Annotated in this window: 15 protein-coding genes; 4 read left to right on the top strand and 11 right to left on the bottom strand. The window is 60.5% G+C overall.

Annotation, left to right across the window (positions count from 1 at the left end; genetic code table 11):
* Positions 1 to 4 precede the first annotated feature (4 nt).
* On the bottom strand, positions 5 to 751 hold the full coding sequence (gene mtgA, locus ACQZ5G_RS18685; protein ID WP_448737993.1) for a monofunctional biosynthetic peptidoglycan transglycosylase: 747 nt from the start codon (positions 749 to 751) through the stop codon (positions 5 to 7).
* 137 nt (positions 752 to 888) lie between these two features.
* Between mtgA and ACQZ5G_RS18690 the strand changes: the two genes are divergently transcribed.
* Positions 889 to 1,803: a polyprenyl synthetase family protein gene (locus ACQZ5G_RS18690; RefSeq protein WP_448737994.1), complete on the top strand. Its 915-nt coding sequence runs from the start codon at positions 889 to 891 to the stop codon at positions 1,801 to 1,803.
* Positions 1,804 to 1,833: 30 nt separating this feature from the next.
* Here the strand turns inward: ACQZ5G_RS18690 and ACQZ5G_RS18695 are convergent, their stop codons facing one another.
* The 6 genes from ACQZ5G_RS18695 to ACQZ5G_RS18720 all read right to left on the bottom strand — a co-directional run bounded on the left by ACQZ5G_RS18695 (position 1,834) and on the right by ACQZ5G_RS18720 (position 10,368).
* On the bottom strand, positions 1,834 to 2,496 hold the full coding sequence (locus ACQZ5G_RS18695; RefSeq protein WP_003520323.1) for an OmpA family protein: 663 nt from the start codon (positions 2,494 to 2,496) through the stop codon (positions 1,834 to 1,836).
* Positions 2,497 to 2,562: 66 nt separating this feature from the next.
* Positions 2,563 to 3,813, bottom strand: a complete 1,251-nt coding sequence (gene ispG / locus ACQZ5G_RS18700) for a flavodoxin-dependent (E)-4-hydroxy-3-methylbut-2-enyl-diphosphate synthase (RefSeq protein WP_448737995.1) — start codon at positions 3,811 to 3,813, stop codon at positions 2,563 to 2,565.
* Positions 3,814 to 3,933: 120 nt separating this feature from the next.
* A complete protein-coding gene (locus tag ACQZ5G_RS18705; RefSeq protein WP_137452625.1) occupies positions 3,934 to 5,124 on the bottom strand; it encodes an MFS transporter in 1,191 nt (396 codons plus the stop codon).
* Between the two features lie 12 nt (positions 5,125 to 5,136).
* Complete coding sequence (locus ACQZ5G_RS18710; protein WP_448737996.1) at positions 5,137 to 5,937, bottom strand: DeoR/GlpR family DNA-binding transcription regulator; 801 nt, start codon at positions 5,935 to 5,937, stop codon at positions 5,137 to 5,139.
* Between the two features lie 125 nt (positions 5,938 to 6,062).
* Positions 6,063 to 9,524, bottom strand: a complete 3,462-nt coding sequence (gene pyc, locus ACQZ5G_RS18715) for a pyruvate carboxylase (protein WP_448737997.1) — start codon at positions 9,522 to 9,524, stop codon at positions 6,063 to 6,065.
* Positions 9,525 to 9,630: 106 nt separating this feature from the next.
* Positions 9,631 to 10,368, bottom strand: coding sequence for a helix-turn-helix transcriptional regulator (locus ACQZ5G_RS18720; RefSeq protein WP_080815561.1), 738 nt, complete (start codon positions 10,366 to 10,368; stop codon positions 9,631 to 9,633).
* Positions 10,369 to 10,707: 339 nt separating this feature from the next.
* On the opposite strand from ACQZ5G_RS18720, the gene ACQZ5G_RS18725 reads away from it, so the two are divergent.
* A complete protein-coding gene (locus ACQZ5G_RS18725) occupies positions 10,708 to 12,474 on the top strand; it encodes a glucan ABC transporter ATP-binding protein/ permease (RefSeq protein WP_003520317.1) in 1,767 nt (588 codons plus the stop codon).
* Between the two features lie 94 nt (positions 12,475 to 12,568).
* Here the strand turns inward: ACQZ5G_RS18725 and ACQZ5G_RS18730 are convergent, their stop codons facing one another.
* Positions 12,569 to 12,814: a hypothetical protein gene (locus ACQZ5G_RS18730; RefSeq protein ID WP_448737998.1), complete on the bottom strand. Its 246-nt coding sequence runs from the start codon at positions 12,812 to 12,814 to the stop codon at positions 12,569 to 12,571.
* A 288-nt stretch (positions 12,815 to 13,102) separates the two neighbouring features.
* On the bottom strand, positions 13,103 to 21,598 hold the full coding sequence (locus ACQZ5G_RS18735) for a GH36-type glycosyl hydrolase domain-containing protein (RefSeq protein ID WP_448737999.1): 8,496 nt from the start codon (positions 21,596 to 21,598) through the stop codon (positions 13,103 to 13,105).
* Positions 21,599 to 22,173: 575 nt separating this feature from the next.
* On the opposite strand from ACQZ5G_RS18735, the gene ACQZ5G_RS18740 reads away from it, so the two are divergent.
* Positions 22,174 to 23,352, top strand: a complete 1,179-nt coding sequence (locus ACQZ5G_RS18740; protein WP_269828531.1) for a M20 aminoacylase family protein — start codon at positions 22,174 to 22,176, stop codon at positions 23,350 to 23,352.
* 76 nt (positions 23,353 to 23,428) lie between these two features.
* Here ACQZ5G_RS18740 and ACQZ5G_RS18745 read toward each other — a convergent pair whose 3' ends face one another.
* On the bottom strand, positions 23,429 to 23,572 hold the full coding sequence (locus ACQZ5G_RS18745) for a hypothetical protein (protein ID WP_003505150.1): 144 nt from the start codon (positions 23,570 to 23,572) through the stop codon (positions 23,429 to 23,431).
* A gap of 229 nt (positions 23,573 to 23,801) precedes the next feature.
* Between ACQZ5G_RS18745 and ACQZ5G_RS18750 the strand changes: the two genes are divergently transcribed.
* Positions 23,802 to 24,905, top strand: coding sequence for an NAD(P)/FAD-dependent oxidoreductase (locus tag ACQZ5G_RS18750; protein ID WP_448738000.1), 1,104 nt, complete (start codon positions 23,802 to 23,804; stop codon positions 24,903 to 24,905).
* 8 nt (positions 24,906 to 24,913) lie between these two features.
* Here ACQZ5G_RS18750 and ACQZ5G_RS18755 read toward each other — a convergent pair whose 3' ends face one another.
* The gene (locus ACQZ5G_RS18755) at positions 24,914 to 25,888 is read right to left on the bottom strand and encodes a threonine ammonia-lyase (protein WP_448738001.1); all 975 of its coding nucleotides are present in this window, start codon (positions 25,886 to 25,888) and stop codon (positions 24,914 to 24,916) included.
* Positions 25,889 to 25,963 lie beyond the last annotated feature (75 nt).

Raw genomic sequence — 25,963 nt, forward strand, 5'->3', positions numbered from 1 at the left:
GGGGTCAATCCAGCACGCAGCCGACGTAGCCGCCGGAGGCACGCGCGCGCCGTTCGATAAGGCCGGCAAGCCGTTGCAGCCCGCGTCCCGGCTTGCTGGCGACGCGGTCTATGGGATTAGGCAGCGAAACCGCCAGCAGCGCCGCCTGACGGGAGCTGAGTTTTGCGGCCGGCACCTTGAAATGGTGCTGCGCGGCAGCCTCGATTCCATAAATGCCCGGTCCCCATTCGGCAACGTTGAGATAAATCTCCATCATCCGTTTTTTCGACCAGACGAAATCAGCCGCGATCGCCAGCGGCAGTTCCAATCCCTTGCGCAGGAAAGAACGGCCATTCCATAAAAACAGGTTCTTGGCCGTCTGCATCGGAATGGTGCTTGCGCCGCGGGTGGAAGCCCCGTCCAGCGCATTGCTCACCACGGACTGCATCTGGTTCCAGTCCACGCCGCCATGGAAACAGAATTGCCCGTCCTCGGACATCATCACGGATTGCACAAGGCGCGGCGAAATATCCTCAAGCGGCACCCAGCGCCGGTCATATCCCTGCAGAGTCACCAGATCGGCGAGCATCAGCGTCGAGACCGGCCGGATAAACGGCAGCGCATAAACCGGAATCAGCAGATAGGGCAGGATCAGCAAAGCCAGCAAGGTCATGACGATACGCTTTGCCAACGTGCGAAAATCCACCTTCGGACTGCTCCGGTCTTCCGCCAGCACGGCGTAATCTGCGTCGCTTTCAGGCGTACTGCTCAATATTCGTCAAAGCCCCGCACCAATTGAAGCCTTTCATAGTCCATTGCCGCCTTCAAGGCGAGTCCGCTCAAATAGTTGCACCTCTGGAATCACGAAAAGGTTTGCCTGCATTCGCGCGGCATGCCAAAGAGCGCGGCATGGACGCTGCGATGACAAATTTCGAAACGAAGCTGCGCGAAAACGCGGCCAAAACCGAAGCCCTGCTTGGCCGCCTGCTTTCCGGCGAAACCCGCGCGGATGAGATCACGCGCCCGCAAAACCTGCTCGACGCCATGCGCCATGGCGTGCTGAACGGCGGTAAACGCCTGCGGCCCTTCCTCGTCATCGAAAGTGCCGCCCTTGCGGGCGGGAATGCCGAAGCCGCCCTTTATGTCGGCGCGGCACTGGAATGCCTCCATTGTTATTCGCTTGTTCATGACGATCTGCCGGCCATGGACGATGACGACCTACGCCGCGGCCAGCCGACCGTGCATCGCAAATTCGATGAGGCGACCGCAATTCTCGCCGGCGACAGCCTGCTGACACTGGCCTTCGATATCATCGCTTCGGACGAAAATCCGCTTGCGGCCGAGCGTAAGGCCGCGCTCGTACTTTCGCTTGCCCGCGCGGCGGGCATTGGCGGCATGGCCGGCGGCCAGGCGCTCGATCTCGCTGCTGAGAAAAAAGCACCGGATGAAGCCGGCGTCATTATATTGCAGGCTATGAAAACCGGTGCACTGCTGCGTTTTGCCTGCGAGGCGGGCGCAATCATCGCCGGCAGCGATGTTTCCGAGAGGCAAAGGCTGCGTCTCTTCGGCGAAAAGATCGGCCTCGCCTTCCAGCTTGCCGACGACCTTCTGGATTTGACGGCCGATGCCGCCACCATGGGCAAGGCAACCGGCAAGGACGCCGCGCGCGGCAAGGGAACGCTTGTGGCGCTGCGCGGCGAGGACTGGGCGCGCAGCCAGCTGCGGGAGCAAGTGGCGGAAGCCAGCGAACTGCTGGCCCCTTATGGCGAAAAGGCCGCGATTCTCATCGCGGCCGCCAGATTCATCGCTGAACGAAAAAGCTGAGCGGCTTCCACCCAGCTTTTCATCACCCAATCAGCCCTTGAGCGGCGAGATCAGCACTTCGACGCGACGGTTCTGGGCGCGGCCATCCGGCGTTGCATTCGAAGCGATCGGCTGCGACGGGCCGAAGCCGAGCGTCGAAATACGGCGCTGATCGACGCCGCGCGCGCCGAGATAATTGGCGACCGATGCGGCACGACGCTCCGAAAGGCCCTGATTGTAACCGGCGCTGCCGGTCGAATCGGTATGGCCGTTGATGTCGATGAGCGTGCGGTTGAACTTGTTCAGCACGATGGCGACGGAATCGAGCGTCTGATAGAATGGCGGGATGACCTGATCCTGGTCCGTCGCGAAGGTGATGTTCGACGGCATGTTGAGAACGATGCTGTCGCCTCGGCGGGTAACCGAAACGCCGGTTCCCTGAAGCTGGGCGCGAAGCTCGGCTTCCTGGCCATCCATGTAATTGCCGATGGCGCCGCCGGCGAGCGCGCCGATGCCCGCACCGATAAGCGCGGCATTGCGGCGACCGGTCGGCGAACCGCCGACAGCCAGACCACCCAGAGCACCGACGACGGCGCCGATGCCGGCGCCGCCCGCCGTGTTCGACATCTTCTGTTCACCCGTATAGGGATCGGTGGTGGTGCAGGCGGAAAGATAGGTCCCGCAAAGGGCGACGATCGCGATTTTTTTGATCATGTGTTTTGATGCTCCGAGAGGTTCAGGAGGTATGACAGTGGAATTCCGGCCTTTTCACGGTACTCTTTACTCCGCCGCATCTTTCCGGCCAAAACGCTTTTCGATGTAATCGATCACAAGCGCTTCAAAATCGGCGGCGATATTGGGACCACGCAGGGTCAGCGCCTTCTCTCCATCGATGAAGACGGGCGCTGCCGGGCTTTCGCCGGTTCCGGGCAGGGAAATGCCGATATCGGCATGTTTGCTTTCACCGGGGCCGTTGACGATACAGCCCATGACAGCGACATTGAGCGCCTCGACACCCGGATATTTCTCACGCCAGATCGGCATGTTCTTGCGAATATCGTTCTGAATGTTCTGGGCAAGTTCCTGAAAGACGGTCGACGTGGTGCGCCCGCAGCCGGGACATGCCGCAACGACCGGAATGAACTGACGGAAACCCATGACCTGCAGCAGTTCCTGCGCCACCTGCACTTCGCGGGTGCGGTCGCCATTCGGCTCAGGCGTCAGCGAGACGCGGATCGTATCGCCGATGCCGTGCTGCAGCACGTAACCCATGGCGGCGGACGAGGCGACGATGCCCTTGGAGCCCATGCCCGCTTCGGTGAGGCCGAGATGCAGGGCGTGATCGGAGCGTTCCGACAGCATGGAATAAACGGCGATCAGGTCCTGCACCTGGCTGACCTTGGCCGACAGGATGATGCGGTTGCGCGGCAGGCCGATCTCTTCGGCAAGCTCGGCGGAAATCAGCGCCGACTGAACGATGGCCTCACGCGTGACCTGACGGGCGGAGAGAGGGAAACCCTGCTCCTTGTTCTTGTCCATCAGCGTCGTCAGAAGCTCCTGATCGAGCGACCCCCAGTTGACGCCGATTCGCACCGGCTTGTCGTAGCGGATCGCCATTTCGACGATCTCGCCGAACTGCTTGTCCTTCTTGTCCTTGAAGCCGACATTGCCCGGATTGATGCGGTATTTCGCCAGAGCTTCGGCGCAGGCCGGATGATCGGCCAGAAGCTTGTGGCCGATATAATGAAAATCGCCGACAAGCGGCACATCAAGCCCGAGACGCAGCAGCCGCTCACGGATTTTCGGCACGGCGGCCGCACTCTCGTCGCGGTCGACGGTGATGCGCACGATTTCCGAACCGGCCCGGGAGAGCGCCGCGACTTGGCTGACGGTGGCGTCGATATCCGCCGTATCGGTGTTGGTCATCGACTGCACGACGACGGGCGCGCCGCCACCGACGATGACACCGCCCACGTCTACGGCGACGGATGCGCGGCGGGGCTTGGGATCGTAATCGGCATGTGACGTCATGGCGGTCTCTGGAGCTTGCGGCAAGGTCTGGCAATTGAGGTGAAACAGGCAAGCCTGCTTGTCAACACCCAACGCATGAGAGCTTCTACTTTACCGCAATCATGGCAAAATTCGAGACGCCTATTCCTTGCCCGCGCCATCCGCATGGCGGGCGAGCCGCGAAAGCAGCAGAACCACCACATGCAAGAGCGGCAGGGCGATGAAGACGCTGGCAAGGCCGGTATGTTCGGCAATAAAGCCGATGGCCGATGGCGCCACCAGAATACCGGAATAACCCATGGTGGTGACCACCGAGAGACCAATGCCGGGCGCCAGTCCCGGCATGTTGCCGGCGGCGGAAAAGGCAATGGGCACCATGTTGGAAATGCCGATGCCGGCAATCGCGAAGCCGATGATCGCAATAGTGGAATTTCCCGCAAGGCCGGCAATCAGGAGACCGATAATCGACATGGCCGAACAGAAGCGCAGGGTCGTCACGGCGCCGAAGCGGTCACGTACCAGATCGCCGGCAAACCGCATGGCCGCCATGGTCATGGAGAAGGCCGCGAAGGCGAAACCGGACTGCGATACCGAAGCACCGAGTTCATTGCGCAGATAAAGAGCGCCCCAGTCGAGGATAGCGCCTTCAGGGATCATCGAGAACAGCGCCATCAGGCCGATGATCCACGGCAGCGGCGTCAGCGGCAGGCCGCCTTTCGGGCGTTCCTCCTCCGGATGCGGACGATCCGCAAGGACGCGCGGCCACGCGATGACCAGCAGCACGAGCGCGATGACGGTTAGCGCAATGGCATGTCCCTGCACACCGATGGCCGTGATGAGATAACCGCCAAGACCGGCGCCGATCAGGCCACCAAGGCTCCAGAAGGCGTGGCACGACGACATGATGGCGCGGCGCATATCCCGTTCCACCGCTACCGCATTGGCGTTCATGGCGACATCCATCGCCCCCGTCAGCCCGCCGAACAGAAACACCGCAATCACCCCGGCCCACACCGTGCCCGCCCAGGAAATGAAAAGCAGAGTCGGCAAAAAGATCGCGGCTGTGACGAGACTGACCGTACGTGAGCCGAAACGGGCGATCTGCGAACCGGCAATCGGCATGAAAACCAGCGAACCGATGCCGAAAACCAGGATGATCAGGCCGAGCGCGCTCTCACTGAGGGACAGGCGCGCCGCAAATTCCGGAATCTTGGGCGCCCATGACCCCATCATGAAACCGTTCATCAAGAACAGCAGGGAAACGCCCAGCCTGTGCCGCGTCAGATAGGACGAGCGTATGCCTGTCGGCGAAAATGTCGTGGGGCCATTCATCGGCAATATCCTTCAGACTTGACCATGAGAAAACTGAACGGCGTCATCTTCGCCGCAATAGACCTGTACGCCCTTTGCCGACAGCGCCTCGACGAATGCACGGTCGGCATCCAGTTCCAGCACGAGGGAAAGAGGTGGAGAAAAATCATGCACATGGAAAGCTGCCCTGTGGCCGAGCTTTTCCGTGGTGATGGCGGCGACAATCCGCTGGCTGGCGCTGCAGGCAAGCCGCTTGAACACCGCATCTTCGAAAACGTCGGCCGACAGACCCGTCTCAGCCGCAACGCCGCATACACCGAGAATGCAGAGATCGGGCCGCATCAGTTCGAGCTGCCGAAGCGCCATGGCGTCGATCGCAGCCCCTACGGCCGGATCAACCTTGCCGCCGATCAGCACCAGATCGATATCGGCCCGCCCCGTCAGTTCAGCGGCAATGGCGGGCGTATTCGTCACCACAGTCAGGTTGAGCCCGGCGGGAAGCGCCCTTGCAATGGCAAGATTGGTGGAACCGGCATCGATGAAGACGACCATGCCCGGTTCGAGAAGCGGGGCAACGGCGCGCGCCAGCAGGGCCTTGCGGTCGGCATCCTCGGCAATGCGCGTCTTCAGCGGCACCGTTTTGCTGTCGGAAAGCAACGCCCCGCCATAAACCCGCAGGCATTCTCCCCGGGCTGCCATCTCACGCAGGTCGCGGCGCACGGTATCTTCGGAAACGCCGAAATTCTGCGCGAGATCCTGCGCCAGCACCCGGCCGCTTTGCCGCAACTGCGCAAGGATGAGCGCCTGCCGCTCGCTGACAAAATGATCGCTCATCGGAACTCATGCATAAACAGGAATAAACGTGCACGAACATGCATATTCGAGTTTTTACGGCTGCGCAACAAAAAACGCCCGCCGGAGAGGCGGGCGTCTGACACTCATCAAGATCGGATACGGCTTTATTCCCCGTAAGCGATCAACAGATCCTTCGCATCGATCTGGTCGCCGGGGCGCACCAGAACTTCTGCGATCTTGCCGTCGCGTTCGGCGTGAAGCGCGGTTTCCATCTTCATGGCCTCGATGGAGAGCAGCACGTCGCCGGCCTTGACCTCCTGGCCCTGGTTGACGAAGACGCGGCTGATCACGCCCGGCATCGGCGCGCCGATATGAACGGCATTGCCGGGCTCGGCCTTGCGGCGCACGGCGGAGCCGGAAGCACCATGGGCACGATCCGGCACCTTGATGCGGCGCGGCTGGCCGTTGATCTCGAAGAACACCGTCACCATGCCCTTGTCATCCGTGCCGGACGAGGCCTGATTGACGATGACAAGCGTCTTGCCGCGTTCGATATCGGCAAACAGTTCCTCGCCATCCTCCATACCGTAGAAATAGGCATGGGTGGGCAGCACCGAAACCGGGCCATAGGTCTCGGCTGTCAGCGCGAAATCCGTAAACACCTTCGGATACATCAGATAGGACGCGAACTCGAAATCGTCGACCTTACGCTCCAGCTTGGTCTCGATCACCTTCCGTTCGGCATCGAGATCGGCATCTTCCAGCAGCGAACCAGGACGAACCGTATAGGGCGCTTCGCCCTTCAGCGCCTTTTTCTGCAGGGCTGTTGGCCAGCCGCCGGGCGACTGTCCAAGATCGCCCTTCAGCATCGACACCACCGATTCCGGGAAAGACACTTCACGATCGGGGTTTTCAACGTCGGCCACCGTCAGATCCTGACTGACCATCATCAGCGCCATATCACCAACGACCTTCGAAGACGGCGTCACCTTGACGATATCGCCGAACATGCGGTTGGCGTCGGCATAGGCCTGCGCCACCTCGTGCCAGCGGCTTTCGAGACCCAGCGAACGCGCCTGTTCCTTGAGGTTGGTGAACTGGCCGCCCGGCATTTCATGCAGATAGACTTCCGAAGCCGGTCCCTTGAGATCGCTCTCGAAGGCGGCATACTGGTTGCGCACCGCCTCCCAATAGAAGGAAATGCGGCGGATCCATTCGGTATCAAGACCCGTATCGCGTTCCGACCCCGCCAGCGCCTCCACGATCGAGCCGAGGCATGGCTGCGACGTATTGCCGGAGAAGGCATCCATTGCAGCATCCACCGCGTCGACACCGGCATCCACGGCCGCAAGAACGGTCGCGGCGGAAATACCCGAGGTATCGTGGGTGTGGAAATGGATCGGCAGACCGGTCGCCTCACGCAGCGCCTTGAACAGAACCTTGGCCGCAGCTGGTTTCAACAGGCCCGCCATGTCCTTCACGGCGATGATATGAGCTCCGGCCTTTTCAAGCTCGGCGGCAAGGTTGGTATAATATTTGAGATCGTATTTCGGACGAGCCGAATTCAACAGATCGCCGGTATAGCAGATGGTCGCCTCGCAGAGCTTGTTCTCCTCGGCAATCGCATCCATCGAGACGCGCATATTCTCCACCCAGTTCAGGCAGTCGAAGACGCGGAAGAGATCGACCCCGCCCCTTGCGGCCTGACGGACGAAGTATTTCACGACGTTGTCGGGATAGTTCTTGTATCCGACGCCATTCGCGCCGCGCAGAAGCATCTGCAGCAGCAGGTTCGGCGCGCCTTCGCGGATCAGCGCAAGACGCTCCCATGGGTCTTCCGTCAGGAAGCGCATGGAAACGTCGAACGTCGCCCCGCCCCAGCATTCCAGCGAGAGAAGCTGCGGCAGCGCCTTGGCGTAAACGCTGGCGACACGGGCAATATCATGGGTGCGAACGCGGGTGGCCAGCAGCGACTGGTGCCCGTCGCGCATGGTCGTATCGGTAACCAGAACGCGTTTTTCATTGCGCATCCAGTCCGCAAAGCCCTTCGGGCCAAGCCTGTCAAGCAACTGCTTGGTGCCATCGGGCGTCGGCGCATCGATATAAGGCACGACGGGCTTTGCCGCCTTTTCGGACGGCCTGGCGCGACCCTTGGTTTCCGGGTGGCCGTTGACGGTCACGTCGGCAAGATAGGTCAGGAGCTTGGTGGCACGGTCCTGACGCTTGACCTGCGCGAACAGTTCCGGCGTCGAATCGATGAAGCGGGTCGTATAGGTATTGTTGCGGAAACTGTCGTGACCGATGATGGCTTCGAGGAAGGTGAGGTTCGTTGCCACGCCGCGAATACGGAATTCGCGCAACGCGCGGTCCATGCGGTTGATCGCTTCATCCGGTTGCGGCGCCCAGGCCGTTACCTTGACGAGCAGCGGATCGTAATAGCGGGTGATGACAGCGCCGGTATAGGAAGTACCGCCATCCAGACGGATACCGAAGCCAGAGGCGGAACGGTAGGCGGTGATACGGCCGTAGTCCGGAATGAAGTTATGTTCCGGGTCTTCAGTGGTGATACGGCACTGCAGCGCATGGCCGTTGAGACGGATATCCTCCTGGCGCGGCACGCCGGATTCCGCCGTGCCGATGGCGGCGCCTTCGAGAATATGGATCTGCGCCTTAACGATATCGATACCGGTCACGACTTCGGTGACGGTATGCTCCACCTGGATGCGCGGATTGACCTCGATGAAGTAGAATTTGCCGGTATCGGCATCCATCAGATATTCGACCGTGCCGGCACCGATATAACTAGTCGCGGCGGCGATCTTCAGGGAATAGGCAGCCAGTTCCTGACGCTGCGCTTCGGTGAGATAGGGCGCGGGCGCACGCTCGACCACCTTTTGATTGCGACGCTGGATCGAACAATCACGCTCGAACAGATGCACGACATTGCCATGTGTGTCGCCGAGAATCTGGCTTTCAACGTGACGCGCACGCTCGACCAGCTTTTCCAGATAGACTTCGTCCTTGCCGAAGGCGGCCTTCGCCTCGCGCTTGGCTTCCGTCACCTCTCGGGCGAGATCCTCTCGTCTGCGGATGGCGCGCATGCCGCGGCCGCCGCCGCCCCAGGAGGCTTTCAGCATGACCGGATAGCCGATTTCCTCGGCCATGCGCTCCACTTCCGCCATATCGTCGGGCAGCGGATCGGTAGCTGGAACAACGGGGACGTTGACCGAGATCGCCAGATTGCGCGCGGCCACCTTGTTGCCGAGCTGGCGCATCGTATCCGCCGTCGGTCCGATGAAGGTGATGCCAGCCTTGTTGCAGGCCTCCACGAATTCGGGGCTTTCAGACAGAAGGCCGTAACCGGGATGGATCGCGTCCGCTCCGGAGAGTTTGGCTACGCGAATAACCTCCTCGATCGAAAGATAGCTCTCAATCGGTCCCATATCCTTGGCGAGATGCGGCCCCCTGCCGACCTGATAGGATTCGTCCGCCTTGAAGCGGTGCAAAGACAGCTTGTCCTCTTCCGCCCAAATCGCAACGGTTTTAATCCCAAGCTCGTTCGCTGCCCGGAAAACGCGGATCGCAATTTCGGATCGGTTGGCAACAAGTATTTTCGATATTTTCAAGACGGTCTCCCCACACGCCAAAACAAAATTTCTGCTGCACTGCGGAATTAAGCAGCAAAACCCGGTCTTGGAAAGGGCAATTCCGGCGAGAACTGTCCTGTTTGCGCTAGCTCAGCAAACCATGACGAAAAGCAAGCGCCACGGTATGCTGCCGGTTCTTGGCGCTGAAACGGCGCTGAATTCCGTTGATATACCAGTCGACCGTGTGGTTGGAGATCGATAGTTGGCGTCCAATTTCGGTGGATGTCATACCGTCCGCCATCAGCGTCAGCACCTCCATTTCGCGCCTCGTAAGCTCGAGGGCAGAAACGTCAGGGGCATTGCTGAAGCCATGGGCCTGCCCGGAAAGATCGAGCAGGCGCCAGAACACGGCACGCGTGGCCGCATCAAGCAGTTCCACCTGCAAAGAGGGCAATTGCCGATCCTGGCCGCCAATGAAGACCGCACCGATGAAGCCCGCACGGCCATGTACGGGAAAGGCGTAACCACCCTGCAGACCGTACCGGCCGGCATCGTGGAAAAAGACGCTCGCCCTTTTGCGATGCATAGCACGCGGCAGGCCCTCCAGCGCTTCCTTCCACTGAAATGGCTTGTGCACCATGCCGATCACCTTGCGGACGGGATCGACGAGATTGTATTTCTTGGCCCTGTAGACCTCCAGCCAGCCTTCGGGCAGATGTTGCGCAAGGATGTGTCCGGTGGAGGCGAGCTCCCCGGTCATCCGCCTGCTGACTAGAAAATATTCGAAACCGTATTCGCGAATGAGCGTTGCAAATTCGGAACGAACGCGGTCGGCGCTTCCCGCCTGGTAACACGCAGAGATGAAGTGAAGAATATCATGCATAAAGACACGTGGTCCGGAGCTTGGCTTGAAGGGAATGACACGAAGGACGTGGTCCCGCGATGACGTCATGTTACTCGGGCGCCGGTCGGTTGAGATTGAACATATCGTCGTTAGCAATCCCTGAAACGAAGATGCGAAATCTTGTGACGGCAGGTCCCGGGAAACATCGGGTTCGTTTTTTTTCGGTTCGCACGCGCGGTCTATCTGTTAAGCCGCCATTCAGACAGAAAGAGCGATAATTACACAAATTTCGCCGTCTCATGCAACCTTGCTAAAATAACTTGCCTTGAGGCCGAACAAACAACCGCTCGAAAAAGACGCTCGGACTGGATTGAAAATTTGACCTTGTTTCAGGTTTACACACGCGCTCTGCGCTATCTGACCGTACATAAATGGCGGGTGACGGTGGTCGTCATCGCCAACGTCATTCTTGCAGCGATCACCATCGCCGAACCGGTGCTGTTCGGCCGGATCATCGACGCCATCTCTTCCGGCACCAACGTCACGCCGATCCTTATCCTTTGGGCGGGTTTCGGTGTCTTCAACACCGTCGCTTATGTGGCTGTCGCCCGCGAGGCAGACCGGCTGGCCCATGGCCGGCGCGCTTCGCTGCTGACGGAAGCCTTCGGGCGCATCATCTCGATGCCGCTCTCCTGGCACCATCAGCGCGGTACATCCAACGCCCTGCACACGCTGCTGCGCGCCAGCGAGACGCTGTTCGGCCTCTGGCTCGAATTCATGCGCACGCATCTGGCCACCTTCGTCGCACTGGTGCTGCTTGTGCCAACCGCCATGTCCATGGACCTGCGCCTCAGCTTCGTGCTGATCGGCCTCGGTATCGTCTACTGGTTCATCGGTAAGTGGGTGATGGGCCGCACCAAAGACGGCCAGGCTTCGGTCGAAGAACACTATCACAGCGTTTTTGCCCATGTCAGCGATTCCATCAGCAACGTCTCGGTGCTGCACAGCTACAACCGCATCGAGGCCGAAACGAAGGCGCTGAAATCTTTCACCGAAAAGCTGCTGAGCGCGCAATATCCCGTGCTCGACTGGTGGGCCTTTGCCAGTGCTTTGAACCGCACGGCCTCCACCGTTTCGATGATGATCATCCTCGTCATCGGCACCGTACTGGTGAAGAACGGCGAGTTGCGCGTGGGCGATGTCATCGCCTTCATCGGTTTCGCCAATCTCCTGATCGGCCGTCTGGACCAGATGCGCCAATTCGTGACGCAGATTTTCGAAGCCCGCGCCAAGCTCGAGGATTTCTTCGTGCTGGAAGATTCCGTCAAGGAACGGGAAGAGCCGGGCGATGCGCGCGAATTGTCGAATGTCTCCGGCACCGTGGAGTTCCGCAACATCAATTTCGGTTTCGCCAACACCAAGCAGGGCGTTCACGACGTTTCGTTCACGGCCAAGGCCGGCGAGACAGTCGCGATCGTCGGACCGACAGGCGCCGGCAAGACCACGCTCATCAACCTTCTGCAACGGGTCTACGATCCCGATTCCGGCCAGATTCTGATCGATGGGACCGATATTTCGACGGTGACGAAAAATTCGCTCCGCAACTCCATCGCCACCGTGTTTCAGGATGCCGGCCTGCTGAACCGCTCCATTCGCGAAAACATCCGCCTCGGCCGTGAATCGGCCACCGATGCGGAAGTGGTGGAAGCAGCGGCAGCCGCAGCGGCGACGGATTTCATCGACAGCCGCATCAACGGCTATCTGACCCAGGTGGGTGAACGCGGCAACCGCCTGTCCGGCGGCGAGCGCCAGCGCATCGCCATTGCCCGCGCCATCCTGAAGAACGCCCCCATTCTGGTTCTGGACGAAGCGACCAGTGCGCTGGACGTGGAAACGGAAGCCCGGGTGAAGGCCGCTGTCGACGCGCTGAGAAAGAACCGTACGACCTTCATCATCGCCCACCGCCTTTCCACGGTCCGCGATGCCGATCTCGTCCTCTTCCTCGATCAGGGCCGGATCATCGAAAAGGGTACTTTCGATGAGCTGAGCCAGCGCGGCGGACGCTTCACCTCGCTGCTGCGCACCAGCGGCCTGCTGACGGAAGACGAAAACCAGCAGCCACGGCCCAAGGCCATTGCCTCCTGAAGGCTTGGCTGACGGAATGAAGACAGGGCGGACAGCAAGTTGTCCGCCCTTTTTCTTTTTGCGCTTCCCGACAGCCTACCAGATCACAGGTCGCCTATCGGAGAATTCCGGTCAAGGAACTCGCCAGCCAGAAATCGATCTGCCCGAAGGGGAGGAGATTTCCCAGAATGGCGACAATACCTGCTGCGAGATTGGTCAGGAAAACTCCAAGCAATACGCCAAGCATTATTCCGACACTCGTTTTCCGGGGGTAGCGCGCCAACCAGCAGGACAACGCCAGGGAAAGAATGGCGAGCAACGCCAACAGTGCAAGCTCTGTGAAAGATGCTCTGAATTGCAAGATAACTCCCCTCCGATCGACCGACTATTCGCGACTGCTGCTTTTCTCGAAAAGAGATTGACGAGACAGTCCGCACCGACGATCCGGCACCGCGCCATCAAAGCCTTCGCCAATATGATCCTATCTCGGTGCGGCAGCACCTTCCAGCCGATGCTGCGAAGGAGGCCTGGGTGCCGTGCCATGATCCGACTCATAAACTGAGTCGGAGGCCAGGGTAGCCCATAAAGATTCAGGCCCCCGCGTTACCACGGGAGCCTGATTTTAAAGGCGAACGGAGACCTGATCGTCTCAGTCGAAGGGGATCACCCGGTCATCTGCCGACAGGGCCTTGCCATCGACGGAAACGGAGACTTCCGCCGTATCGGCCTTGCGGCTTACGACGATATCCCTGGCCTTACCATCGAGCGTGATCTTCACCGAGAAACCGCTCCAGTCCTCCGGCAGCGACGGCGAAATATGCAGCTTGCCGTCGGTGCGGGTGATGCCGAGAATACCCTCGACAGCGGCGCGGTAGAGCCAGCCGGCGGAACCCGTGTACCAGCTCCAGCCGCCACGGCCCGCATAAGCGCCTTCACCGTAGACATCCGCAGTCACCACATAGGGTTCGACCCGATAGGTTTCCGATGCTGCCGCATCGAGCGCATGATTGACGGGGTTGAGCAGCTTGAAGCAGTTCCATGCTTCCTGCGCCCTACCCTGCTTCGCAAGGGCAAGAACCACCCAGGTCGCCGCATGGGTATATTGTCCGCCGTTTTCGCGCACACCCGGTGGATATCCCTTGATGTAACCCGGATCATGCGGCGCACGCGAGAAGGGCGGCGTGAACAGCCGGATAATGCCGGTCTGCTCATCGACCAGATGCTCCATGACGGCATCCATCGCCTGCCGCGACCGAGCCTCTTCGCCCTCGCCGGAGAGAACGCTCCAGCTCTGGCCGAGCGAATCGATCCGGCATTCCTCGCTTTCGGCGGAACCGAGCGGCGTGCCGTCATCGAAATAACCACGCCGGTAATAGCTGCCATCCCAACCCGCTGTTTCCAGCGCATTGCGCAGCTTTTCCCGGTGCGCCGCCCATTTGCCGACGCGGTCGGTATCGCCACGCTTTTCCGCAATCTCGATGAAATCGCGCAACGCTCCGGACAGGAACCAGCCGAGCCAGACGCTGGTGCCCTTACCGCCGACACCGACACGGTTCATGCCGTCGTTCCAGTCGCCGCCGAGGATCAGCGGCAGGCCATTTTCGCCGGTGCGATGAATGGCAAGATCGAGCGCCAGCGCCGCATGCTCGTAAAGCGTGGCGGATCTGTCACTGGTTTCCGGCTGGAAGAAAGCGTCATGCTGGCCGGGCATCAATGCCGCACCCTTCAGGAAGGGGATGCTTTCATCGAGGATGGCGGCATCACCCGTGGCCGAGACATATTGGTTGATCGCATAAGCGAGCCAGACCACATCGTCGGAAATGGTGGTACGAACACCGGCGCCCGTCAGCGGCAGCCACCAGTGCTGCACATCGCCTTCCGGGAACTGGCGGCCTGCCGCGCGCAGGATCTGCTTGCGGGCGAGATCCGGCTGGTAGAGCAGGAAGGCCAGCGTATCCTGAAGCTGGTCGCGGAAGCCGAAGGCGCCGCTCGACTGGTAAAAGGCGGTGCGCGCCAGAATGCGGCATGCCAGCGCCTGATAGGGCAGCCAGTTGTTGACCATGTGGTTGAAACCGGAATCGGGCGTGGAAACCTGCAACTGGCCGGTAAAGCCCGTCCAGAACGCCTTGCTCTCATTCAGCACCGTCTGGAAGTCCGCCTGGCGAACATCCTTCACCAGCGCTTCGGCCTCTTCCGCATTGTCGGCATCGCCGAGAATGAAGGTCATGTGCCGTTCTTCGCCGGGCTTCAGGTGGATTTCCTGCATCAGCGCAGCACAGGGATCGCCGTCAACCTCCGTGCTGCCGCTGAGTGCGGTGCCGGACACGATGCCCTGCGGCGCCTGCGCCGACCCGAAGCGGCCGATGAATTCCCGGCGGCTGGTCGTGAAGCCGCTCGCTTCGCTATCGAGCGTTAGGAAAGCGGTGCGGGCGCTATAATCGATGCTGTAGGGGTTCGACGCGAAGATCGCGTTGTTGCCGGCATCGTGCCTGCTCAGAATGAACGGCGCAGATTTCTGGCCGTTATTGCCGAGCACCCATTCCACATAGGCATAGACCTTCAGACGGCGGCTTTTCGAGCCCTTGTTGCGAACGATGACCTGCGAGAGTTTGACCGGTTTTTCACGGTCCACGGTCTGCGTCAGCTCCACCTCCAGCGTATCGGCCACGCCCGTCAACACGGAGTAACCGAGACCATGGCGGGTTTCGAACATGGCTTCGGGGTCGCGCGACAGCGCGGCGCAGGGCGTATAGAGCTTTCCTGTCTCCACATCGGCGACATAGAAGGCCTCACCCGGCCGGTTTATGACCGGATCGTTACTCCAGGGCGTCAGCTGATAGTCGCGTGAATTGCGGCTCCAGCTGAAACCGGCGCCTTCGGCCGAAATATGGAAGCCGAAATTCTCGTTCGAGATGACGTTGATCCACGGATGCGGCGTGGACTGCCCGCCATTGAGGCGCACGACATATTCCTGACCGCTTCTGGCAAAACCGCCGAAACCGTTCCAGAAATCGAGATCACCCGCATCCTCCACCGGCTCCGCCACAGGGAAGACCGGCACAGGCAGACGGGCCTGTGCTGCATCGCTCGTGCCGTCAGGACCGCGATGGGCCGCAAACAGCGATACCGCGCGGTTGATCTGGTCGACGATCTTGCCGTTGCGCACGTGGAGAACGACGCGGGAAGCGGCGAGAAGCGCGCTCCAGGTCTCTTCATCCATCAGGTCGCGGCGCACCGAGAAGACGTGTGGACGTCCGCCGTCGGCGGGATTGATGCGGCGCTGCGCCTCGGAAATATGATCCAGCGCATGCTGCATATCCTGCGCATAGGACGCAGCCCGTTCGTTGACGATGACGAGATCGAAGATCACACCGCGTGAACGCAGATATTCATGGGCGCTCAGCGCCTCACGGGCGATATCCATGTCCATATCGTCGTTGATGCGCAGGCTGAAGATCGGGAAATCGCCCGAAATCGCAAGCGGCCACAAAGCGCGCTGCGAAGCGAGGCCCGTTTTCAGCGTTTCCGAATCCGCACGCAGATGCATGTCGGGATAGGTCAGATAACGGCCGAGATGCTGGAAAGCGGCCGCCTGCTGTGAGGTCACACCCACATGGCGCATCTGTACCTGCGTACGCGTCCAGGCATGCACGAGTTCATGGGCAAAAGCGTCCGGATGACGGTAACGATCAATCGCCTTGTCGACTTCCTCGCGGCTCGGCGCGGCGATCGTCCAGAAGATCACGCTCACCTTCTTGCCCGCCGGCACGCGCACCGTGCGGCGCAACGACAGGATCGGATCAAGCGTGAAGCCGTCGGTGCTGGAAAGCGTCGCACCGGCATCGAAAGCCGCCGCTTCGCGCAGCGAGCGTCCGCGACCGATGAACTTGGCGCGATCCGTCTCGAATTCCGTCGGGCGCGACGGGCCGGCATTGTCGGCGGCAAGATGCGCGATGACGGTGCCGGGTTCGTTCGGGCTGCGGCGGTTGCGCCAGGCGCGGATAACGTCGCCACGGCGGCCGATCTCCGTCTGCACGAACATGCGCGAGAACAGCGGATGGGCGTTGTCGTCATCCTCCGACGCGATGACCGGCTCCATATAGGAGGTCACTTCAATATAGCGATCCTCGGAACCGACATTGAGCAGCGTGACGCGGCGACCCTCGGCATCATGCTCGGTGGCGACGATGCATTCGACCACGCTCTGCAGGTCGCCGGTGGTCTTGTGGAACTCGGCCTTGTCATCGGTGAAGATCGTCTTAGTCTTTTCACCTTCGATGACGCGCGGCTCGGCCGTTGCGCTCCACCATTGTCCATTGGTGGTGTCGCGCAGGAAGATGAAGGTGCCCCAGCGATCTTCGGTCGGGTCGGCCTTCCAGCGGGAAATCGCCTGGCCGTTCCACTTCGAATAACCGGCACCCGTGGAGGTGAGCATGGTCGAGTAGTGGCCATTCGACAGGAACACCACTTCGCGGTCGCGCACGGCCGGGTCGGCGATGGACCGGACTTCGGCGCGCAGGAGGTCGGCCTGTTCCTTGCCGGGGGTTTCCGGCTCGTATTTGGCGCTCATGACCGGCACTTCGCGCGGCGCCTTTTCCTGCAGCAGCAGTTCGGCCGCCTCGATCACCGGATCGGAGTGGAAGAGTTCGCGCAGCACGCCGTCGAAAGCGACGTTGGCGACGGCCGCAATCGACATGCCATGGTGGTGGGCATAATAATTGTAGACCACTGCGCAGACTTTGCCGTCCGGTACGCGCGTCGGCGTGAAATCCACCGCATCATGGAAACCGTACTGGCCGAGAGCACCAAGCTTGCGCAGCTTGTCGAGGTTTTCGAGCGCACCGTCAGGATCATACTGGCTGGCGAGGATCGACGCATAAGGCGCGATCACCGCATTCTGGCCAAGGCCACGCTTGAGGCCGAGCGTCGGCACACCGAAGTTGGTGTACTGATAGTTCATGTTGTGATCGCGGGCATTAAATGCCGCTTCGGAAATGCCCCATGGCGTGCCGAGACGGCGGCCGTGGTTCATCTGCTCCTTGACGATCAGATTGTTGGTCTGGTTGAGAATGCCACCCTGACGCTCCTGCATGACGAGCGGCGGCATCAGATATTCGAACATCGAGCCGGACCAGGAGACCAGCGCGCCCTGCGCACCGATCGGCACGACCTGGCGGCCGAGACGGTACCAGTGTTCGGTCGGCAGATCGCCCTTGGCGATGGCAAACAGGCTGGTCAGGCGGCATTCGGAAGCCAGAAGGTCGTAGCAGGCCTCATCCAGCTCCTTGCTTTCGACGCGGTAGCCAATCGACAGAAGACGGCGATCCTTTCGGTAAAGGAACGTGAAATCCATCGAGAAGGCGAGGTTGCGGCTGCGGTCGCGCAGCGATGCGAGGCGCTGGCGCAGCGGCTCCATATTGGTGAGGTCGATGGCGCTGTCGGAAATATGCGCCTCGCAGCAATCGACGAGCAATTGCGCCCAGCGGGTCACTTCCGCGCTCTGCGCGGACTTCACCTCATGATCGACATTGGTGGCGAGCTTCTGGATGTCGCGCGCCAGCACCGCGAGATTGATGACGCGGATCGAAGCGAATTCATGCTCGCGCTTGACCGAGGCCAGAGCGTTCGAGAAGCCGATGATGCGCTCCTCGAGGCGGCGATGCAGCGGTCGCAGGTTCTTGCGGTCGTCGGGCAGCGCCTTCAGCGTTTCACGCAGAATGCCGGCGAGATCGCCGATACCGTCAAGATTGCCCTGAAGATGCGCGGAGGGCGCTTCCGCCCAATCACGGCAGGCGGACGAAACCGCGATCAGGTGGCCGGCGAGATTGCCGCTGTCCACCGCCGAAACATAGCGCGGCCCAAGCGTCTGCAAGGTGTCGGTATGATACCAGTTGTAGAGATGGCCACGATGCTTTTCCATCTTCTCGACGGTCTGGATCGTGTTCTCGATCCGCTCCAGCGTATCGGCAAAGCTGATCCAGCCGAACTGGCGGGCCGAAATAATGGAAAGCAGATAGACGCCGATATTGGTCGGCGATGTACGCGAAGCGACGATCGGTTCCGGCGTTTCCTGGAAGTTATCAGGCGGCAGGTGGTTTTCCTGCGGCGTCACGAAGGCCTCGTAATAACGCCAGGTGCGACGCGCGATCTTGCGAAGCTCGAAGGAGACGTGTTCCGAAACGAACAGCCGGTCTTCGGTTTCAGCCGACTGGCTAACATACCAGGCAACGGCGGGGGACAAAACCCAGAGCAGCGTGAATGGAATGCCGATCAGGAAAGCGTTGTCGCCCGGCAGCGCCGCAAACAACAGGCCAAGCATCGCCACCACGGGCGCATGCCACATCTGGCGGTAATAATCGACGATGCTGCCCTGCGCGCTCGACTGCATGCTGGCGGCGGTACGCCATTCCAGCATCAGCTTGTGGCTGACGAGCAGGCGGTAAAGCGAACGGGCAATCGCATCCGTCATCATGCAGGCGGCATCGGCGATGAAGACGATGCGCAGCGCCACCTGTGCATTGGTGGCGCGGATTTCCGACCAGATGGTATGGAAATGCGCCTGCGGCACGATATCGGTGGAGCGCGGCACGAGACCGGACAGCAGGGACAGCGTGGGCGCGACGAACAGCGAGAAGATCAGCAGGATCTGCCAGATCAGCGCACCGAGCGGATCCATGAAATACCAGCCGAGGATCGAGGCGAAGAACCAGGCGATCGGCGTCAGCGAGCGACGCAGATTGTCGACCATCTTCCAGCGACCGATGGCGGTAACGCCACGGGCACGATCGAGGATAAAGGGCAGAAGCTGCCAGTCGCCACGCGCCCAGCGATGCTGGCGCGACACTTCCACCTCATACCGGGTCGGGAAGTCCTCCACCAGTTCCACGTCGGTCACCAGCGCACAGCGCGCAAAAGAGCCTTCGAGCAAATCGTGACTGAGAATGGAGTTTTCCTCGATACGGCCTTTCAGCGCCGCCTCGAAGGCATCCACATCGTAAAGACCCTTGCCGGTGAAGGTGCCTTCGGAGGTCAGATCCTGATAGACGTCGGAAACAGTGAAGACATAGGGATCGATACCGCGGTTGATCGAGAAGACGCGCTGGAAGACGGACGCATCCTTGCCGGTCGTCAGCGAGGGTGTTACGCGCGGCTGCAACAGGCCGTAGCCTTCGACAACCCGCCCGGATACCGGATCGATGACCGGACGGTTGATCGGGTGGTGCATCTTGCCGACGAGCTTGGTCACCGCATCGCGCATCAGGCGCGTATCGGCATCCAGCGTCATGACGTATTTCACGCCCTCCGGCACGATGTTCGCGCCGCCGAGGAACGTCGTATCCTTGTCACCGCGCAGCAGCATGTTCAGCTCATGCAGCTTGCCGCGCTTGCGCTCCCAGCCCATCCAGCAGCCTTCGGCCGGATTGTAGAGGCGGCGGCGATGCAGCAGGTAAAAGCGTGTCTTGCCATCGAAGGCGTAACGGCTGTTCAGCGCCGCAAGCTCGCGCTTGGCATAATCGAGAATCTCGAGGTCGTCGTCGGACTGCTCATATTGCGCATCGCGCCAGTCGCTCACCAGCGAGAAGTAGATCTCGCCATGCGGATTGGCGAGATAATGCACCTCGATATTGCGCATCATCTCGTCGACGCTGTCGCGGCTAGTCAGCATGCAGGGCACAGCGACCAATGTGCGGGCATCCTGCGGAATGCCGTTCTTGAACTCGTATCCGACCAGCCGGAACGGTTTCACGAAGAAGGTGACGAGGGTGTTGAAGAGGCCGGTCGCGCCTTCGGATGCCGGCAATGCGAACATCAGCAGGAAGGCGGTCACGACGTACCAGGGCATGCCCGCCTGCGCCAGGAACCAGCCGACAGCGAGCATGGCGAGCGCGGTGATGAGAAGGACCGGCGCGGCGATTGCCAGCCAGTTGAACTTGCGCATCGAGCGCACGATGCGCTGCGACACCAGCGGCCGGTAACCCAAAGCCTTTTCAAGCTCGAAGCGGCGCTGGCCGACAAGCACGGAGCCGACATTGACGCGATGGGTTTCATCGGCACCCGCCGGCGTCTCCGAACGCGCCATTTCGACAGCGGCGCGCGCAACCTCGACTTCGGTCTTGGGAGAACGGCGCGCCAGAAGTTCGATCGTGTTGCGGTAGGTGTTGCGCGAACCGAAATCGAGAACCTCGTAGTCGGTCTCTTCGCGCAGAACCTTGTCGATATGGCTGACTTCCTCGAACCACACCGACCATTCGGTATCGTCGATTTCGCGCAGGCTCTTGACGATGTTGCCCATCGTCACATTGCCGGATGCCAGGCGATTATGTTCCGACATCATGACGTTTTCGGCATCGGTGCCGGCAGCGTGAAGACGCTCTTCAAGCCAGGCCACCGCTAAACCGGAGGTCTGCGAACCGTTCCTCAGACGATAAAGGAACTGCGTCGCGAAAGTCGGATCGTCAACCAGCGAATCGACCTGCTTGAGAAGCGCGGCCGACGCCTCGGCATCGTTCAGGCGGATGATTTCATCGACGACCTCATTCGCCTTCTGGCGCATGCGGCGCGAACGCTCCACACGGATGGAGATGCGGCGGAGATTTTCGATGAGGACGAAACGGATGATCGACGGCAAAGCCCACAATTCGCCGATCTGCAGCGTTTTCGACGTCTGGTAGCCATCCACCAGCGCCGTCATGTTTTCGCGCGAAACCGTGCTGTGGGTATGGGCGACATAAAGCCAGCCGAGCGCCATGACCCGCGGGATCGTCACGCCGCCTACCGTCATCGTCGGCAGCTGGCGATAGAATTTGCGCGGAAAATCGCGGCGGACTTCCTGAATCGCCTCTTCGATGACGTAGTGATTGTCGAGCAGCCATTCCGCCGCCGGCGTTATCGTCGCGCCATTTTCCGCATCGACGGCCGTGGTACGATAGACCCTGAGGATTTCCTTCTCGTTCTCGCGATGACGCTCGAAGAAATCGAACTCCATGAAGCCGGGAAGACTGTCGGCGCCATCGCGCGAAAGCGCGGCGCCCGCATCATGCAGTTCCTCCACCGTCATATAGGACGCGCGGATCGAATCGTTGTGATCGATCTGCTTCGTCTCGGAATCACGGGCGGCGGCGGTCGGGGTAATATGAAATGACATCGGGCTCGTATTCTGAACTTTATGGAAACTTGTTCGACTTGACCGGCATTTCGTCCGTGGCGGGAACACACACGAAAATCGGGCCACGCTATATTTATGACTTATCCTGAACCTTCGGTGAACCGGACCGGACGCTGTGCGGAACGGATCGTCAAGTGCAGAATATCCGCAGGCGCGTCATGCTGCAGCGTCATTATTCCGGAATGTCTGCGAAACTGGAGATCGGCGCGGACAGGGCGTTTTCGATGAGGGGAAGAAAATGGCGTCGTTCGGCCCGGCAATGCCGTTCCGACCGGATTTCGCACCCTCCCCGATGGCGAAAATTGTTCGCGCAACGTCCGATAATCCCCCGTTGACAACCTGAAGGGCAACACGAACCGAGAGGCCCGCGCTACATCCGAAAGAAGCTAATGCCCCAGGACGTCAATAGTTCCATGCCACCTGTCGCGGCACGATGCAAGCGCTGAATTTCGGGGCATTTCCGGGCAGGCTACGCCCCTTACGCATGGCTGCATATGCTGCTATGTCATTTACAAAAGACGCCGGAAAAAACGGCCGAACCCGGGACTTTAAAAATGACCAGACAGACCGCAAATCTCGCATCCTTTGCCAACCATATGCCGGATGTGGTGGCCATTCGCCGCCACCTGCACCGAAACCCCGAAATCGGCCTTTCGGAGTTCAAGACGTCGGATTTTATTGCCGAACAGTTGGCGGCAATGGGTTATGAGGTCACGCGGGGACTAGCCGGAACCGGTGTCGTCGCCACGCTCAGCAATGGCGACAGCACCCGCACGCTCGGCATCCGCGCCGATATCGACGCCCTGCCGATCCATGAAGAAACCGGTGCGGATTATGCGAGCGCCAATCAGGGCGTGATGCATGCCTGCGGCCATGACGGCCACACCGCCATGCTGCTTGGTGCGGCAAAGATCATTGCCGAGCGCAAAAATTTCGATGGAACCCTGCATCTGATCTTCCAGCCGGCGGAAGAGAACTTCGGCGGCGCCCGCATCATGATCGAGGACGGACTGTTCGAACGTTTTCCCTGCGATGCGGTTTTTGCCCTTCATAACGACCCCGGCGTGCCCTTCGGGCAATTCGTGCTACGCGACGGGCCGATCCTCGCCGCCGTCGACGAGTGCAAGATTACCGTCAACGGTTACGGCGGCCACGGCGCCGAACCGCAGGATGCGGCCGACCCCATCGTTGCCGGCGCAAGCATCATCATGGCGCTGCAAACCGTGGTGTCCCGCAACATCCATCCGCAATTATCGGCGGTCGTCACCGTTGGCGCGTTCCATGCCGGTGCTGCCAGCAATGTCATTCCCGAAACGGCGGAAATGCTGCTGACCATCCGCTCCTTCGATCCGGGCGTGCGCGACGAGCTGGAAAAGCGCATCCGGGCGATAGCCGAAGGCCAGGCGGCCAGCTACGGCATGAGCGTCACCATCGATTACGAGCGCGGTTATAATGCAACCGTCAACCACAAGGCGGAAACGGATTATGTCGCCGATCTCGCCCGGCGTTTTGCCGGCCCTGAAAAGGTGGCCGAGATGCAGCGCCCATCGATGGGTGCGGAAGACTTCGCCTATATGCTGGAGAAACGACCCGGCTGTTATTTCTTCCTCGGCACCGCCCGCACGGATAACGACCCGCCGCTGCACCATCCGAAATTCGACTTCAACGACGATATCCTGCCGATCGGAACCGCATTCTGGGTCGATCTGGCGGAAGATTACCTGAAGGCGTGAATGGGCATGAAAAAGGCCGGTCGGAGGAGCGACCGGCCTTTTATTCTCAAATTACCTGATGAGAAAATCGGGAGGATCAGGGAACGAGTCCGAAAATGACCGCAGCGACAAAAGCCACGCAGACGCCGACAAGAGCCGCATGAACCGAATCTTTCCAGTTTCGCGGCGACTGGGGCTGCGAGACAAAGTCTTTTACTTTTCCTGCCTTGGAATAAGACATTGTACACTCCCTTCCTGCTCGGCCCTTCAAAGCGGGCATTGCTTATTTCACTTATAGAATAGCTTTATTCCCCACTGTTTCAGTAGAGATAAAATTCCATAAGATTGGCGCATCGGGAAAAATACCGATTGCGACTTGCCCACCGGCAAGCATCAATCTACCCATTGCGCAGGATCAACGCGGTGGAGGGCATTTCCGTTCAAAACCGGTGGCGGGCACGGAAAAGACCATGACGGATATCGACGCCATCATCATCGGAGCCGGGGTGATAGGGCTCGCGACAGCGCGTGAACTGGCGATGCGGGGCCTCTCCGTCATCATCCTCGAAAGCGGGAAGGAATTCGGCTCTGCCACCTCATCCCGCAACAGCGAAGTCATCCACGCCGGGCTTTATTATCCGGCCGGAAGCCTCAAGGCCCGACTTTGCGTGGAGGGCAAGGAGGGGCTCTATGCCTTCTGCCAAAGCCATGGCGTGGCACATCGCCGCTGCGGCAAGCTCATCGTCGCTACGAGCGATGAAGAGACGGCCATACTCGCCACCCTGCGCGAAAAAGGCAAAGCTAACGGCTGCAACGACCTTGAGCTAATCGATGCGCGACAGGCGCTCCTGCTCGAACCCGCGCTCGCCTGCGTCGCAGCCCTAATATCGCCCTCGACCGGTATCATCGATAGCCACGGCTATATGCTGGCGCTGCTTGGTGATGCGCAGGATCATGGCGCGGTCCTTGCCCTGAACGCACCCTTCGAAAAGGCAGAGGCGATGGGCAATGGTTTCCGCGTTCATGTCGGCGGAACGGAGCCCACCAGCCTGACATGCCGGCTGCTCGTCAATTCCGCCGGGCTTGTTGCACCCATGGTGGCGAGAAAGATCGAAGGATTGCCGGAGGATGGGATCCCGCAGGCGCGTTTCGCCAAGGGCAGCTATTTTTCGCTGGCCGGCAAGTCGCCCTTTTCACGGCTGATCTACCCCGCACCGCACACCCATGGCCTCGGCGTGCATCTCACGCTCGATCTCGCCGGCCAGGCCCGTTTCGGGCCGGATGTGGAGTGGGTGGACACCATCGACTATGCCGTCGATCCCCGCCGCATGGAGGGTTTTGGCGATGCGATACGTCGCTATTGGCCGGGCCTTCCCGATAACGCGCTGATCCCGGCCTATTCCGGAATCCGGCCGAAGATTTCCGGCCCGGACGAACCGGCCATGGACTTCCGCATCGAGGGGCCGGAAACGCATGGCCTTGTCGGCCTCGTCAATCTTTTCGGCATAGAAAGCCCCGGCCTCACCGCCTCTCTGGCGATTGCCGATGAGGTCGCGGCGCGGCTCGAGGCCTGACCTCAACCTCAGCCGAAACGGGACAGCGCGGCGACCATGATCTCTGGATCGACATTGCCGCCGGAAGCGACTGCGATCACCGTTTCGCTTTCCAGTTCGTTGCCATGAAACAGCGCCGCCGCCAGCGCCACCGCGCCGCCGGGTTCGACAACGATCTTCAGCCGGTTGAAGGCGAGAACCATCGCCCTCAGCGCTTCCTCCTCGGTAACGGCAACGCCTCTCCCGCAAAGCCCCGCCATGATCGGGAAGGTAATGTTGCCGGGCTGCGGTGTGATGATCGCATCGCAGACAGAACCGGATGTCGAAGCATTACGCTCTATCTTGCCCGAGGCGAGCGAGCGCGCCACGTCATCGAAATTCTCGGGCTCGGCGGTCCTTACTTTGTAATTCGGAGCCTTTGCGGCGAGCGCGAGCGAAATGCCGGAGGTGAGACCGCCGCCGCCGCACGGCACCAGAACCTCGGCCGCACCGACGCCAAGCTCGGCGCCCTGTTCGGCGATCTCCAGCCCCACCGTGCCCTGACCGGCAATGACCAGCGGTTCGTCGAATGGCTTGATCAGCGTCAGCCCGCGCTCGCGCGACAGGCGGTCGCCGATGGCGTCACGGTCCTCGTTTGCCCGGTCATAGAGCACGACCTCTGCGCCATAAGCGCGGGTATTGTCGATTTTGATCTTCGGCGCATCCGACGGCATGATGATGACGGCAGGGACATTGTGCAGCCGGGCGGCAAGCGCCACGCCCTGCGCATGGTTGCCGGAGGAAAAGGCGATCACGCCCTTGGCGCGCACTTCCGCCGGAAGGCCGGAGACAGCCGACCATCCGCCACGAAACTTGAAGGAACCCGTTCTTTGCAGGCATTCGGCCTTTACGAACAGCTTCCGCCCGGCAATCTCGTCCAGAAAAGACGATGAGAGAAGCGGTGTGCGAACCGCATGGTTGCCGATGCGCCCACGCGCGGCTTCTATCATCGAAATATCTGTCATGTCCTGCCCCTGTGATGCGGATTTGCGCATACATTAAGAGGTCGCAATCAATTGCGAAACCGCCCGGAAAGAAAA

Source organism: Agrobacterium sp. 22-214-1 (assembly GCF_053522465.1).